Annotated in this window: 12 protein-coding genes; 4 read left to right on the top strand and 8 right to left on the bottom strand. The window is 64.8% G+C overall.

The features are described from left to right. Nucleotides 1-213 precede the first annotated feature (213 nt). Nucleotides 214-1959, top strand: coding sequence for an ABC transporter ATP-binding protein/permease (locus QA639_RS07240; protein ID WP_028333017.1), 1746 nt, complete (start codon nt 214-216; stop codon nt 1957-1959). A gap of 164 nt (nt 1960-2123) precedes the next feature. On the opposite strand, the gene QA639_RS07235 is transcribed toward QA639_RS07240, so the two are convergent. The 5 genes from QA639_RS07235 to QA639_RS07215 form a co-directional block, all read right to left on the bottom strand. Continuing rightward, nucleotides 2124-3119 (bottom strand): TorF family putative porin, encoded by a 996-nt coding sequence (locus QA639_RS07235; protein ID WP_283089445.1) that lies wholly within the window; start codon nt 3117-3119, stop codon nt 2124-2126. 393 nt (nt 3120-3512) lie between these two features. After that, nucleotides 3513-3941: a hypothetical protein gene (locus tag QA639_RS07230; RefSeq protein WP_028333015.1), complete on the bottom strand. Its 429-nt coding sequence runs from the start codon at nt 3939-3941 to the stop codon at nt 3513-3515. A 215-nt stretch (nt 3942-4156) separates the two neighbouring features. Beyond that, nucleotides 4157-5473 (bottom strand): glycolate oxidase subunit GlcF, encoded by a 1317-nt coding sequence (gene glcF / locus QA639_RS07225; protein WP_028333014.1) that lies wholly within the window; start codon nt 5471-5473, stop codon nt 4157-4159. Further along, on the bottom strand, nt 5470-6708 hold the full coding sequence (locus QA639_RS07220) for an FAD-binding protein (RefSeq protein ID WP_283089444.1): 1239 nt from the start codon (nt 6706-6708) through the stop codon (nt 5470-5472). Before QA639_RS07220 ends, glcF begins: the two co-directional genes overlap by 4 nt. Nucleotides 6709-6740: 32 nt before the next feature. Next, nucleotides 6741-7430 carry an ArsR/SmtB family transcription factor gene (locus QA639_RS07215; protein WP_050384237.1) on the bottom strand — a complete coding sequence of 230 codons (690 nt, stop codon included), beginning with the start codon at nt 7428-7430 and terminating at the stop codon, nt 6741-6743. 198 nt (nt 7431-7628) lie between these two features. Between QA639_RS07215 and QA639_RS07210 the strand changes: the two genes are divergently transcribed. After that, complete coding sequence (locus QA639_RS07210; RefSeq protein WP_225162242.1) at nt 7629-8111, top strand: putative quinol monooxygenase; 483 nt, start codon at nt 7629-7631, stop codon at nt 8109-8111. Between the two features lie 46 nt (nt 8112-8157). Here the strand turns inward: QA639_RS07210 and QA639_RS07205 are convergent, their stop codons facing one another. After that, on the bottom strand, nt 8158-9303 hold the full coding sequence (locus QA639_RS07205) for an acyltransferase family protein (protein WP_244978567.1): 1146 nt from the start codon (nt 9301-9303) through the stop codon (nt 8158-8160). A gap of 319 nt (nt 9304-9622) precedes the next feature. On the opposite strand from QA639_RS07205, the gene QA639_RS07200 reads away from it, so the two are divergent. Then, nucleotides 9623-10036, top strand: a complete 414-nt coding sequence (locus QA639_RS07200; RefSeq protein ID WP_157344550.1) for a hypothetical protein — start codon at nt 9623-9625, stop codon at nt 10034-10036. Here the strand turns inward: QA639_RS07200 and QA639_RS07195 are convergent. After that, on the bottom strand, nt 10033-11526 hold the full coding sequence (locus tag QA639_RS07195) for an FAD-linked oxidase C-terminal domain-containing protein (protein WP_028333008.1): 1494 nt from the start codon (nt 11524-11526) through the stop codon (nt 10033-10035). The two genes, QA639_RS07200 and QA639_RS07195, sit on opposite strands and share 4 nt — an antisense overlap. A 235-nt stretch (nt 11527-11761) precedes the next feature. On the opposite strand from QA639_RS07195, the gene cycA reads away from it, so the two are divergent. Next, complete coding sequence (gene cycA, locus QA639_RS07190; RefSeq protein WP_028333007.1) at nt 11762-12157, top strand: cytochrome c-550 CycA; 396 nt, start codon at nt 11762-11764, stop codon at nt 12155-12157. 187 nt (nt 12158-12344) lie between these two features. On the opposite strand, the gene poxB is transcribed toward cycA, so the two are convergent. Then, nucleotides 12345-14081, bottom strand: coding sequence for a ubiquinone-dependent pyruvate dehydrogenase (gene poxB / locus QA639_RS07185; protein ID WP_157344548.1), 1737 nt, complete (start codon nt 14079-14081; stop codon nt 12345-12347). Nucleotides 14082-14122 lie beyond the last annotated feature (41 nt).

Below are 14122 nucleotides of genomic sequence, written 5' to 3'. Positions count from 1 at the left end.
CCGGCTCGCGAATGAACGATCGGTAAGGATCGCTCACATCCTCGCGAAAAATCGAAGGTCCCCCGCCCCTCGCCGTTGTCCTCATGCTAGGGTTGACTCGATTGCCGGGACAAGCCAACGCTTGCATGCCAGACCTACGACTTTAGTCGAGGATTACCCCGATTGTCCCGATTCTTCAGGCCTTTGCGGCCCCTTCCCCGGAGACGATAATCTGTGAACAACATTCGCTCGACGCTCGCGACGGTGTGGCGCATCGCCTCGCCTTACTTCAACTCCGAGGACAAATGGGCGGGCCGCGGGCTGCTTGCGGCGGTCATCGCGATCGAACTGGCGATCGTGGGCATCAACGTTCTGATCACGCAGTGGAACAACCGCTTCTACAACGCGCTGCAGGAACGCAATTGGGACTCCTTCGTCAGCGAGATCATCTATTTCTGCGTCGTCGTCGCGTTCTTCATCCTGCTGGCGGTCTACCAGCTCTACCTCAATCAATGGCTGCAGATCCGCTGGCGGCAATGGATGACGACACACTATCTCGGGGACTGGCTGCATCAGGCCAATCACTACAGGATGCAGCTCCAGGGCGACGCTGCCGACAACCCCGACCAGCGCATGACCGACGACGTCAAGCTGTTCGTCGATCGCACGCTCACGCTCGGCCTCGGCCTGTTGAGCTCGGTCGTCACGCTGGCGTCTTTTCTCACCCTGTTGTGGGGCCTTTCCAATGAGGCACCGCTGCATTTGTTCGGCACGGAATATTCAATTCCCGGCTACCTTGTCTGGTGCGCGCTGATCTACTCGGTGCTCGGCACCGTGCTGACCCATCTGATCGGCTGGCCGCTGGTCGGCATCGATTTCAAGCAGCAGCAATACGAGGCCGATTTCCGCTTCAACCTGGTGCGCGTGCGGGAAAACTCCGAGCAGATCGCGCTGCTGCAGGGCGAACCGGCCGAGCGCGAGCGCCTGCGCGTTCGCTTCGGACGCGTGGTGGAGAACTGGATCGCCCTCATGAACCGGACCAAGAAGATCACGGCGTTCACGGCGAGCTATAATCAGGCCTCGGTGATCTTCCCCTATGTGCTGGTGGCGCCGGCCTACTTTGCGCAAAAGATCCAGCTCGGCGGCATGATGCAGACCGCATCGGCGTTTTCGAACGTCCAGGGCGCGTTCTCGTACTTCGTCACCATCTATCGTCAACTGGCCGAATGGCAGGCGGTGGTGAACCGGCTCGATGGATTCGAGGCAGGGATCGCGGCGGCATCAAAGCTCGCCAAACGCGACGACCGAATTCATGTCACGGCGACGCCGGGCGACGGCGCCGTCAGCCTGCAGGATCTGGTGCTGCGGCTGCCGGACGGCACGCCGCTGCTGAACGCGGACCGGTTCGGCTTCCGCAAGGGCGAGCGCACGCTGATGACCGGCCCCTCCGGCGCCGGCAAGTCGACGCTATTCCGCGCGATCGCCGGCATCTGGCCGTTCGGCGACGGCGCGGTCGATATCCCGGCCAATGCCAGCCTGATGATGCTGCCGCAACGTCCCTATCTGCCGATCGGCTCGCTGCATGACGCCGTCGTCTATCCGGGCGAGGCCACGCAATTCGATGCGGGACGGGTCCGCGAGGTTCTCACCGCCGTCGGATTGCCGCAGCTTGCGTCGCGGCTCGAGGAGCAGGCGCATTGGAACCGGATGCTGTCGCTCGGCGAGCAGCAGCGGCTCGGCATCGCGCGGGCGCTGCTGCATGCGCCGCAGTTCCTGTTCCTGGACGAGGCGACGGCCTCGCTCGACGAGCCGTCGGAAGCCGCGCTGTACAGGCTGATTGCCGAGAAGCTGCCCGGCACCACGGTGGTTTCGATCGGCCACCGCTCGACGCTCGACACCTTCCATCAGCGCAATGTCACGCTGGTCCGCGACGGCGACCGCTTCACCCTGCGCGACGCGGCCAAGGTCGCCGCGTCGTAAGCAGCATGACAGGTCAGCCGCCACGGCTTGCGGCTGACCCCGGCGGGGGCACAGGTTTCGCGAACGCCTTTCGCTATTGTCTGCTCTGCGCCGATCAGACCTATCCGCAAAAACAAAAGGGGCGGCAGATTGCTCTACCGCCCCTCGATCCCCGGAAGGAGAGATTACTTCAGGTTGGACATCGCGGTCAGGTCGACCGAGAGCTTGGCGATGCCGGCCGCGCCGCACCAGTTGGAGCCGAGGCCCGACGGATTGATCGGGGTGACATTGGCGGTCCCGCCCGCGGTGTAGTCGCTGGTGAAGGCGTTGCAATCACCCTTCGACATATCCGTGTCGGAGTAGCGCAGATCGAGCGTGAACACCTTGTAGGTGAAGCCGATGCCGATGTTCCAGGTGTTGTAGTCGGCATATTTGATGCCGCCCGGGAATGCCGGAACGCCGTAGAAGCTGTCCGAGGTGCCGAACCACTGCCGGCCGAACTCGCCCGACACGTACATGCCGACGCCGCTGGTGCCGAACACGGTGCTCGGCGCGGTGTACTTGCCGATGATCGAGGAGTAGTTGCCCCAGGCGCCGGTGTTGAGGAAGTTCGGCGAGTAGTACTCGTTCAGGGTGAACGCCCAGTTGTCGTTCACGGTGTAGGTCACCTTGCCGTAGACTTCGAAGAACGAGACGTCCTTCTTCATCACGTTGAGGTTGGTCAGGGTGTTGGCCTGGCAGTCCGAGCTCAGCGGATTGCCGGCGAAGTCGGCCACCGCACCGCCGCCGTAGTAGCAGGTTCCGCCCGGATACAGGTAGCCCCAGACACCGATGTCGAAGGCGAACGCGCCGAAGGTCGGGCGGATACCGCCGTAGACGTCGATTTCGGCCGCGGCGCGGTTCGGGAACGAAATGCTCTCGCCGGCCACGCCGACATAGAGCTGCAGGTCCTTGTTGACGTTGTAGCGCGGCTCGAAATAGGCCGAGACCGAAGGATTGTGGTTGGACTGGGTGACGCCGCGGAAGATGTAGTCGCTCATGATGGCGCTGCCGAAGGCGACATCCCAGGGATCGAAGGGAGCCGGCGGCGGCGCCTTGACGGCCTTCACCGCCATGTCAGCTGCCATTGCCGAGCTCGAAATCATTGCTAGCGCCGTTGCTAACAAAGCCAGTTTCTTCATGACGATCCCCATCTACTTGTTCAGACAGCCCGGCTCCGGTGGCCCCCAGGGCGCGCGATAACGGACTGCAACTAAATCGCGTGTGGCCAATCTGAGGCTCGTGCACGGTACCGTGAAGCCAAAAAGACATGCATGTGCCGCCTTTTTAGGCGTTCTAGCCATATTGCCGCATGTTGATTTGCGGGTGTTGCATTTGCACCACAAGACCTCTGCTCCCGCACCGGTTGAATGGGTCACCAGGACAGGGAAACAGCAACAGTCGGCTCGGCGGAAGAGCATCGGCGCGAATCGCCGTGCCCGCAAAAGCACGGATGGTCATCGCATCTACGGAAGAAGCCGCAGCGTGGCGCGCTGCGGCTTCGATCAGTTGAACCTCGGCAATGTGGCAGCGGCTTAGTGGTGCTCGCCCCCGTCGGCCGACCCGGCAATCCAGCCCGGCGCCGGTTCGTGGCTCGGTGTGGCCCAGCTCGGAGCCGGCTGCGGCTCGGGCTCGGGCGCCGGGGGTGCCGCGACCGGGGCAGCCGGCTTCGACGCAGCAGCCTTCTTCGGAGCAGCGGCCTTCTTCGGCGCGCTCTTCTTGGCGGCGGCTTTCTTGGCAGCCCTCTTGGCGGCCTTCTTCGGTGCAGCCTTCTTGGCAGCTTTCTTTGCCGTTTTCTTTGCAGCTTTCTTGGCCGACTTCTTCGCCGATTTCTTTGCAGTCTTCCTGGCGGATTTCTTCGCAGCCTTCTTGGCCGACTTCTTCGCGGACCTCTTCTTCGCCGCTACCACCTTCTTGGCCTTTTTGGCCTTCTTGCTTTTCTTCGCCTTCTTCGACTTCGCCATCGTGGTCCTCCTGTTGCCGCTATCTGAGTCCACCGGGCGTATTGAACTGATCGCTTGCCGGACGTTGGCTGCACCTCGAGGAGAGGCACTCTCCACTTCGCTTGTCGGGCATGATGGCCGCGCGATCGCTTCGCGTCTGTGGCAAGGAAGCGCCGGTCCTTTCACGTTGCGTCAGGGCAAGGCTGAGGTCCGGATCATGCTCGAGTGGCAGTCGATCAATTCAATCCTGGCCGGGGACCTCCTGTCGCCCAATCGAGAAGCTCAATCGTGTGCACCACAGGAACTGACGTACCGCCGGCAATCTGAACCATGCAGCCAATATTGCCCGCAGCGATCATGTCCGGTTTGACAAGCGCAATATTGGCGACCTTGCGATCGCGCAATCTGCTCGCAATGTCGGGCTGGAGAATGTTGTAGGTCCCCGCCGAACCGCAACACAAATGGCTCTCGGGCACATCTTTCACCACGAATCCATTCTTGGAAAGCAATTCTTTCGGAAGTTGAGTGATTTTCTGTCCATGCTGCAACGAACAAGCGGAGTGATAGGCGACGGTGATGTCGCCTTTCTGCGTTGAAGGCGCGAGCTCGAGGCCAGCAAGATACTCGGTGATATCCTTTGCCAGCGCCGAGATTCGCTTGGCCGGCTCCGCGAATGTTTTGTCCTCGCGCAGCAGGTAGCCGTAGTCTTTGACAACTGTCCCACAGCCCGAGGTCGTCACCAGGATGGCGTCGAGCCCTTCTCTGTCCGCTTCCCTTTGCCACACCGTGATGTTGGCCCGCGCGCGCGCCAGCGCGTCGCCGTCCTGTCCCATGTGATGGGTCAACGCGCCGCAGCATTGCTCGTCCTTGACCAGCACCACCTCGACGCCGTGCCTGGTCAGGACATTGATCGCGGCCTGATTGATGCGTGGCGCCAGCACCTGCTGGGCGCAGCCCTGCAGCAGCGCGACCCTGCCGCGCCGCCGGCCGATCGGCGCAAACACGGTTCCCGCAGCCGGCCCCGGCTGCGGCAGGCCGCGCGGCGCGAGCGCCAGCATCGCCTTGATCCGCCGCAGCAGACCCGGACTCGACGCTCCGACCGACGGCGTCGGCAGCAGTGCGGCGAACGGACGTGCGAGCCCGGCCAGGATCATGCTGATTCGGAACAGGCCCGGCCGCGGCAGCACAAGGGCGAGAACCGACCGCAGCAGCCGCTCGGTCAGCGGTCTCCGGTAATCCCGCTCGATCCGGACCCGGGCCTGGTCGACGAGGTGCATGTAGTTCACGCCCGACGGACAGGTGGTCATGCAGGCAAGGCACGACAGGCAGCGGTCGATATGCTTGACCACGTCGGCCGTCGGCGGCTTGTCCTTCTCCAGCATCTCCTTGATCAGGTAGATGCGGCCGCGCGGGCTATCGAGCTCGTCGCCGAGCAGCACATAGGTCGGGCAGGTCGCGGTGCAGAAGCCGCAATGCACGCAGGCGCGCAGGATCTTGTCGGCTTCCTTGATGTCGGGATCGGCGAGCTGCGCCAGGGAAAACTCGGTCTTCATGCAGCCCCGCCTCGCATCATCCGGCCGCGGTTGAGGACGGACCTCGGATCGAAGCTCGCCCGGACCCGTTCACCGAGCGCGGCAAGCCCGGCCGCCTGCGGCTGGAACACATCGACCGCCCGGCGCACATCCTCGGTGGCGCGGATCAGGGTAGCGTGCCCGCCGATCGCCTCGACCTGGCCGCGGACCAGCGTGGCCTGGGCGTCGGCGCCCGGCGGCACCGCGGCCCAGATCAGCCCCCCGCCCCAATCGTAGATCACGTCGCCACCGGTGGCGCGCGACAACGCCTGGCCCAGCGTGCCGCCAGAGGCCGGCGGGCAAACGATACGCCACACCGGCCAGGCCCCGAGCGCGCCGTTCGCCGCGAACGACACCACGTCGCGCAGCGCGCTCCAGATTGCGGCCGACGCATCGTCGGCGAGGCTGTCGACCGTGCCATAGGACGAGAGCGTCTGGCTCAGCGAGGCCGCCCGATGTGCCGCCGACGCCGAAATCCCCTCGAGCCGCACCAGCGTGACCGGCTGGCCTGAGGCTGCGAGGCCGGCCAGCGCACCGCCCCCGGACCGCAACGCCGAACCCGGCAGATGCGCGGCGCCGGAGACGTCGAAGGGCGAACCCAGCGCCGCCGTCATCGCCTTGTTGGCGGTGACGTCGTCGAGCCCGCGCAGCAGCAGCGTCCGCTCGGCTTCCGGCTTCGGCATGACCTTAAGCGTGACCTCGGTCATGACCGCGAGCGTGCCCCAGGAACCCGTCAGCAGCTTGCAGAGATCGTAGCCGGTGACGTTCTTCACCACCCGCCCGCCGGTCTTGAAGCTGTCGCCGAACCCGGACACTGCGTGCGCCCCGAGCAGATGATCCCTGATACCGCCGGCCTTGATGCGGCGGGGACCGGCCAGTCCGGCGCCGATCATGCCGCCGATCGTGCCGGCACCCGCGGTGCCGAACAGCACAGACGTGTCCATCGGCTCGAAGGCGAATTGCTGGTTCTTGGCATCGATCAGGGATTGCACATCGGCGAGCGGCGCGCCGGCCTGTACGGTGATGATCAGCTCGTTCGGCTCATAGGAGGTGACCGCATTCAGCGCCGAGACGTCGAGCAGCGCATTGGTTGCCATCGGATGGCCGATGGCGCGCTTCGATCCATGTCCAATGACCTCAAGCGGCTGCTCGCCGGCGACCGCCGCGCGCACCACTTCCTCGACGTCTTTTGCGTCTCTGACCTTGAGCGTATCCACGCCCTAGCCGGTAGCCAAATTCGGCTCCGAAATCAAATGCGCGCGCCGAACAAATTTCTGAATGCGAGGAGTCCGGCGTCGGTGATTTCGACGGAGCGGCCCTGCGGCCGGCGCCGGATCCAGTCCCGTTGCAATGCAAGGTCGGCAACCGCTGCCCCTGCCCGCCCGGCCAGATGCGGACGCCGCTCGCTCCAGTCGAGACACGGCCGGCACAGGACCCGCCGGCTCCGCGCCGGCGAACGCAGGTCGATGCCGAGATCGCCGAGAAAAGCACGGCCGGAAGCAGTCAGCTCGCCGGCCTCCTGGTCGAGATTGAGATGGCCACGGTCCAGCATCGCGTCGGTGACGGCGACGCCGAGCTCGCCGGCAAGGTGGTCGTAGCAGGTCCGGGCCCGGCGCATCTCGGGATCGATGCGCGGCGGTGGCCGGGACGGGTCCGGATCGATCGCGGCAACCGTCATCATGCCCTCGAGCATCTGCGCAACCAGCGGGGTGGCCAGCCGGTAGAAGCGCCGCGGGCCGCGCCGCTCGACCTTGAGCAGCGCCCGTTCGACAAGCCGCGAAAGGTGCCAGCTCGCCGTCTGCGGCGTCACGCCCGCGACCAGCGCCAGCTCGCTCGCAGTCTGCGCCCGCCCGTCCATCAGCCGCGACAGGATGCTGGCGCGGCCGGGATCGGCGATCAGCCCGGCGAGTTCGGCAAGCTCCGGTGCGATGGTCTGCATGGCCGGCTCCGCTATCGACCGAAATATGCCCCTTGCACTTGTCGCACGTCACGCCGCTGCAACGCTTCGATCATGATCGAAATGTTCACGACATCGACACTTCGATCGTCGCCTAACCGAGTTCGCCGAACGATCGACTATCTCTCGCGTTGCGGTTCGGCCGGCAGGACGGTTGGCACGAATCATCTGGAGGCGAACATGAAACGTTCGGAAGTTTCGACCACGACGATGATCCTCACCCGACGATCGGCCATCGGCTCGTTCGCGATCATGGCGATCGCCGGCGTCTCGCCCTGGGCCGGATCGCAAGCTCGATCGGAGCACAGCAACGGAGGAATGCCAATGAAGCACTATGCGATGAGCACGAGAACCATCAGCGACGCGATCAACACATCAGGCCTTCTGGTTGTGGCGCAATGGGAAGCCAAGGAGGGACAGGCCGACAAGGTCGCGGAAATCCTCGACGGCTTCCTGCCAGAGGCGCAGAAGGACCCCGGCACCAAGCTGTTCCTGATCGGCCGCGGCAAGGACAATCCGGCGCAATTCCTGTTCTACGAATTGTTCCAGGATGAAGCCGCGTTCAAGGCACATCAGGACAGCGCGGCTTTCAAGACCTACATCGCGGAGCAAGCGCTGCCGCTGCTCGCCAAGCGCGAGCGGTCGCAATACGCGCTGCTGTGAAGAAAAGCGCGGCGGGGAGGATGCAAATCCTTCCCGCCGGCGCGGGTCAGATCGACGCGCCGCTGTTGCCGAGCGTTGCGCGCAAGCCGGCCCGCTCGGGCGGCCTGCGCCAGAACCCGACGATCGAGATCCGCGACAGCACCGCCGCCTCGAGGCTCTCGACCCGGGTTCGGAGCCGAAGCGCGCGTTTCTCGACGAGATGCCACGACGCGACGGCAACGCCGAAGGCGAGCGGCAGGCTGATCAGGAGGTTCAGATACCAGTGCTGAACCGGCGGGCCGAAGGTGGCGACGCATTGCTGGATGACGAAGCCGTAGAGATAAAGCCCGTAGGAGTAATCGCCTGACGAGACAATCCAGCTCCGCCGCGGGTTCATCAGGCCGAGATAGCAGGCGACGTAGGCGGCCGGCACGGGAGCCAGCGCGTCGCCGCGTCCGGTCGCCATGCCGGCGGCGCACAGCACCAGCGCCAGCAGGCACACAGTGCGGTTGAACGGCACCCTGTCGCGCCAGAGGTAGAAGCCGACGCCGGCAAGGAAGCAGAACACCAGAAGGTGCGGGCGAAGCTGGATCGGTACCTCGTCCCAGCGCCAGATGTCGTAGGCGATGAGCCCGATCTGGGCGATCACCATGAAGCCCAGGAACGCCACCCGGTTGAAGCAAATCGTGAGCACGGCGAGCAGCGCCAGGATGACGTAGCACCACAGCTCATACGGCACGGTCCAGAGCTGGGCGTTCACCAGATCCGGCAGCGGATTGTGCAGGAACACGCCCGGCAGCTCGTAATGGATGTCGCCGACGATATTGAGAAAATAGGCGTGGAATTTCGGATCGGCGACATATTGCGTCAACGGCAGCTCGGTGAAGACCGAGCCGATGATGATTGCCGATAGCGTGGTTTCGACCGCGAGCGCCGGCCCGATCCGCAGCACGCGCAGGCCGAGGAAGGAAATCAGGCTCTTGCACCGGAGCAGGCTTGCGGTCACCAAAAAGCCGCTCAGGGCAAAGAACAGCGCAAGGATCATCGCGACGCCGATGCGCAGCGTGCTCTGGATTTCCAGCGCGCGGCCGAGCCCGAGCGTCACGTTCGTGCTGTGCAGGCCAATGATCGACGCCGCCAGCGCGATCCGCATGTAGTCGAAACCCGCGGGCCGATTGCGCGAAAGCGCCAGCTGATCGGCCAGGCTGGGCATCGATGTGCTCCCGAAGACATGCATCTGCGGAAAATACCGAGCAACAGTCTAAGGCCGTGTAAATGGGTCCGCGCTGTAATTGCAGCGACGCGCGACGGCGGCCACCGCGCAAGGATCGGTTAAGGTTATCGGCCGGCTAGGGCGATGCGTCGAATTGTATCGACTGGTCCTCGCGCGTTGGTGGCCCTGGGCGCACGCTCACGTATGTTGGCGTCGGGGCCAATAGCTGGCGTGGCTCCTGATGCCCTAGAAGCAGACTTGGTATCGTCATTCGGCAACCGTTGCTTTGATCGCGGCTCCGCCAGGAGGAACCACCACGATGCACATCAAACTGACAGCCATCGCGCTGCTCGCCGTGATCGCGCCGGGACAGGCGGGTGCCGCCATGCTCAGCGACGCCGAGGCGTCGTTCCTCGACCAGCTCGCTACCGCAGCCGCGGTGCTCGAACAACGATGCACCGGCTATGAGGCCAATGGTGCCGGCGGCGTTCAAACGGGCGCCAGACTTCTCGGCAGCCCCGACGCCGCGATGGCGATGATCAATGCGTTCGACGCGGCCATCAAGGCTCACGACGGCAATGACTACGATCCGCGCAAATTCCGCCCCGAGGTGTCCGAAGCGGCCGGCAGGACCTTCATGCGCGTCCGGACGGCGTTGATCAGAGACCCGGAAGGGGCCTGCGCCGCCTATGGCGATAGCGGCACGGCGTCGGGGCTGCTCAGACAATACTAGAACCGCGGGATGTCCGGGAACGCCAGCTTGCCGGCGTGGACATGCACGCGGCCGAGCTCGGCGCAGCGGTGCAGGGTCGGAAACACCTTGCCGGGGTTGAGCAGGCCCCCGGCATCGAAGGCGCATTTCAGCCGCTGCTGCTGGTTGAGGTCGATCTCGGTGAACATGTCCGGCATCAGGTCGCGCTTCTCGATGCCGACCCCGTGCTCGCCGGTGAGCACGCCGCCGAGCTCGACGCAGCAGCGCAGGATGTCGGCGCCGAACGCCTCCGCCTTCTCGATCTCGCCCGGCTTGTTGGCATCATAGAGGATCAAGGGGTGCAGATTGCCGTCGCCGGCGTGGAACACGTTGGCGACGCCGAGGCCGTATTTCTCCGAGAGGTCGCGGATCCGCGCCAAGGCCTTCGGCAAGGCGCCGCGCGGGATGGTGCCGTCCATGCACAGATAGTCCGGCGAGATGCGGCCGACCGCGGGGAACGCCGCCTTGCGGCCGGCCCAGAACAGATTGCGCTCGGCCTCCGAAGTCGAGATCTGGCAGGAGGTCGAGCCGCAGCCCTGCGCGATCGCCTCGACCCGCTTGATCAGCTCGTCGACCTCGACCTGGGGGCCGTCGAGCTCGATGATCAACAGCGCCTCGACGTCCAGCGGATAACCGGCGTGAACGAACGCCTCCGCGGCGTGGATCGCGGGCTTGTCCATCATCTCCATACCGCCCGGGATGATGCCGGCGCCGATGATCCGGGCGACGCATTCGCCGGCCGCCTCGACCTCGGCGAAGCCGACCATCAGCGCACGCGCCGTTTCCGGCTTCTGCAGGATGCGCACCGTGATCTCGGTGATGACGCCGAGCAGCCCCTCCGAGCCGGTGATGATTCCCATCAAATCATAGCCGGCATTCTCGGCCGACTTGCCGCCGATGCGCAGGATCTCGCCCGACATCAGCACGATCTCGCAGCCGAGCACGTTGTTGGTGGTCATGCCGTATTTCAGGCAGTGCACGCCGCCGGAATTTTCCGCGACATTGCCGCCGATCGAGCAGGCGATCTGCGACGACGGATCGGGCGCGTAGTAGAAGCCGGCATGGGCGACCGCCTGGCTGATCGCGAGGTTGGTGACGCCGGGCTCGGTGACGACGACGCGGTTGTCGAAGTCGATCTCGCGAATCCGCTTGAACTTGCCGAGCCCGAGCAGCACGCCGTCGGCAAGCGGCAGCGCGCCGCCGGACAGCGAGGTGCCGGAGCCGCGCGGCACCACCTTGATGCCCTGGCCCTGGCAATATTTGAGGACCTTCGACACCTGCTCGGTGGTATCGGGCAGCACCACGACCATCGGCGGCTGCCGATAGGCGGTCAGGCCGTCGGATTCATAGGCCAGCATCTCGGCGGCACTGTCGATCACGCCCTCGCCGGGGACGATCGCGCGCAAGGCGGCCACGATTTCGGCGCGGCGAGCGAGGACGGCCTGGTCGGCCGCCGGCATCATGATGGACATCGTTGTTCCCTCGGTGGGCTTTTTGCCCTTCGCCGATTTGTTACGACAAATCAATCACGTCTGCACCTGTTTCAGTGAACCGGCCGAAGGTCGGATTGCCCCACCCCGCAATGGCGAGTTCTCTCTCGGACAAGCGGGCGGCCGCGAAACCTGTCAAAGTTTCGTGGCTTGTCCTGTCCAAGCCGGACATGCCACAAACGATCACTACCTCCCGGGACGAAACGAAGAGAACCCCATGAACCTAAAGACCTTGAGCGCGCTGGCGGTCGTCACATCGCTGGCTTCCGCATCCTCCGCGCTGGCGCAGGATGCCGCCGCCGGCAAGACCTCGTTCAATAAATGCCTCGCCTGCCACGCAATCGGCGAAGGCGCCAAGAACAAGGTCGGCCCCGAGCTCAACGGCCTCGACGGCCGCCATTCCGGCTCCGCGCCGGACTACAATTATTCCGATGCCAACAAGAATTCCGGCATCACCTGGAACAAGGCCACCTTCCTCGAATACATCAAGGATCCGAAGGCCAAGATCCCCGGGACCAAGATGGCCTTCGCCGGGATCAAGAACGAGAACGAAGCCAACAATCTCTGGGCCTACGTCTCGTCGTTCGACAAGGACGGCAAGCAGAAGCAGTAATCGGCGGTATCGGACGTCGTCCGTCCTGCGCGCAAGCCAGGGCGGACGCCAGAAGGGGATGGCCTTTCTTCGAATGCCATCCCCTTCGGGCTCTCTGATTTAAGCATGATCTCCGCGCAAACGCGTTCCGCGCTTGTCGCGAAAGAAGACCGCTACGCACTTTTCCGGATCATGCTCGCCCCCGCGATCAGCGCGGCAACAGATTGGTCTTGGCGAGATCGACCACCTCGTCGCCGCGGCCGCTCATCACCGCGCGCAGCACCCACAGGCTGAATCCCTTCACCTGCTCCAGCGTAATGGTCGGCGGCATCGACAGCTCCTGCGTCGCGGTCACGACGTCGAGCACCGCCGGGCCGTCATGCGCGAGCATGTCGCGGATCGCGCCCTCGAGCTCGCCGGGATCCTCCACCCTGACGCCGTGAATGCCCATGGCGCGGGCCATCGCCGCGAAATCCGGATTCTTCAGATCGACCCCGGTCTCGATGAAGCCGGCGGCCTTCATCTCGAGCGCGACGAACCCGAGCACGCTGTTGTTGAAGATCACGACCTTCACCGGCAGCTTGGCCTGGGTCAGCGTGATCAAATCGCCCATCAGCATGGCAAAGCCGCCGTCGCCGGACATCGACACCACCTGCCGGCCGGGTTGCGCCGCCTGCGCCCCGATCGCATGCGCCATTGCATTGGCCATCGAGCCGTGCACCCAGGAGCCAACCAGACGGCGGCGGCCGTTCATTTTCAGATAACGCGCGGCCCAGATCGTCGGCGTGCCGACATCGGCGGTGAACACCGCGTCGTCGCTCGCCTGCTCGCCGAGCAGACGGGCCAGATATTGCGGATGGATCGGCTTCTGGCCCGGCTTGCCGCGGGCGAGATCGTCGAGCCCGGCGCGGGCGTCCTTGTAATGCGCGAGGCTGGCGTCGAGATGCTTGCGGTCGGTCTTCACATGGAGCTTCGGCAGCAGCGCGGCGATGGTCTCGCCGACGTCGCCGACGATGCCGAGATCGAGCTTGCAGCGGCGGCCGAGATTTTCGGGGCGGATATCGACCTGCGCGATGTTGATGCCGGTCGGGAAGAACTGCTTGTAGGGAAAATCGGTGCCCAGCATCAGCAGCACGTCGCAGCCATGCATGGCGGCATAGCCGGACGAGAAGCCGATGAAGCCGGTCATGCCGACGTCGTAGGGGTTGTCGTATTCGACATATTCCTTGCCGCCGAGTGCGTGCACGATCGGGCTCTTCAGCGTCTCGGCAAGCTTGGTCAAGCCGTCATGCGCGCCGGCGCAGCCGCGGCCGCAGAACAGCGTGACGCGCCGCGCGCCATTGAGCAGCGCCGCCAGCGCATTCAACTCAGGTTCGGCCGGACGCACCACCGGCGCCGGCGGCAGCAGGCCGGCATTCGGCGCGATGTCGCGCTTCGGCGCTGTCCGCATCGCGACGTCGCCCGGCAGCACCAATACGGCGACGCCGCGCTTGCCGACCGCGGCGCGGATCGCGTTCTCCAGCATGTAGGGCAGTTGCGCCGGATCCGACACCAGTTCGCAATAATGGCTGCATTCGCGGAACAGATCCTGCGGATGGGTTTCCTGAAAATAGCCGCCGCCGATCTCGGCCGACGGGATCTGCGCCGCCAGCGCCAGCACCGGCGTGCGGCTGCGATGCGCATCGAACAGGCCGTTGATGAGGTGGAGATTGCCGGGACCGCAGGAGCCCGCGCACACCGCGAGCGCGCCCGTGATCTGGGATTCGGCGGCGGCGGCGAACGCGGCCACCTCCTCGTGACGCACATGCAGCCAATCGATCGTGCCGCGCTTGCGCAACGCCTCGGTCAGGCCGTTGAGGCTGTCGCCGACGACACCGTAGATGCGTTTGACGCCGGCCTGGGCAAGGGTTTCAGCGATGAGGTCGGCAATGTTGTCGATCCGCATGAGATGTGTCCTTTAATGCAATCCGAAACCGCGTGGGCCGC

The organism is Bradyrhizobium pachyrhizi (genome assembly GCF_029714545.1).
GTDB lineage: Bacteria > Pseudomonadota > Alphaproteobacteria > Rhizobiales > Xanthobacteraceae > Bradyrhizobium > Bradyrhizobium pachyrhizi.
This window is presented reverse-complemented; position numbering and strand designations above follow the sequence as displayed.

Bases quoted from the DNA above. Each gene is read 5' to 3' on its own strand.
- QA639_RS07235 (WP_283089445.1), bottom strand. From the start codon at position 3,119: ATGAAGAAACTGGCTTTGTTAGCAACGGCGCTAGCAATGATTTCGAGC.
- QA639_RS07230 (WP_028333015.1), bottom strand. From the start codon at position 3,941: ATGGCGAAGTCGAAGAAGGCGAAGAAAAGCAAGAAGGCCAAAAAGGCC.
- glcF (WP_028333014.1), bottom strand. From the start codon at position 5,473: ATGAAGACCGAGTTTTCCCTGGCGCAGCTCGCCGATCCCGACATCAAG.
- QA639_RS07215 (WP_050384237.1), bottom strand. From the start codon at position 7,430: ATGCAGACCATCGCACCGGAGCTTGCCGAACTCGCCGGGCTGATCGCC.
- QA639_RS07210 (WP_225162242.1), top strand. From the start codon at position 7,629: ATGAAACGTTCGGAAGTTTCGACCACGACGATGATCCTCACCCGACGA.
- QA639_RS07205 (WP_244978567.1), bottom strand. From the start codon at position 9,303: ATGCCCAGCCTGGCCGATCAGCTGGCGCTTTCGCGCAATCGGCCCGCG.
- QA639_RS07200 (WP_157344550.1), top strand. From the start codon at position 9,623: ATGCACATCAAACTGACAGCCATCGCGCTGCTCGCCGTGATCGCGCCG.
- QA639_RS07195 (WP_028333008.1), bottom strand. From the start codon at position 11,526: ATGTCCATCATGATGCCGGCGGCCGACCAGGCCGTCCTCGCTCGCCGC.
- cycA (WP_028333007.1), top strand. From the start codon at position 11,762: ATGAACCTAAAGACCTTGAGCGCGCTGGCGGTCGTCACATCGCTGGCT.
- poxB (WP_157344548.1), bottom strand. From the start codon at position 14,081: ATGCGGATCGACAACATTGCCGACCTCATCGCTGAAACCCTTGCCCAG.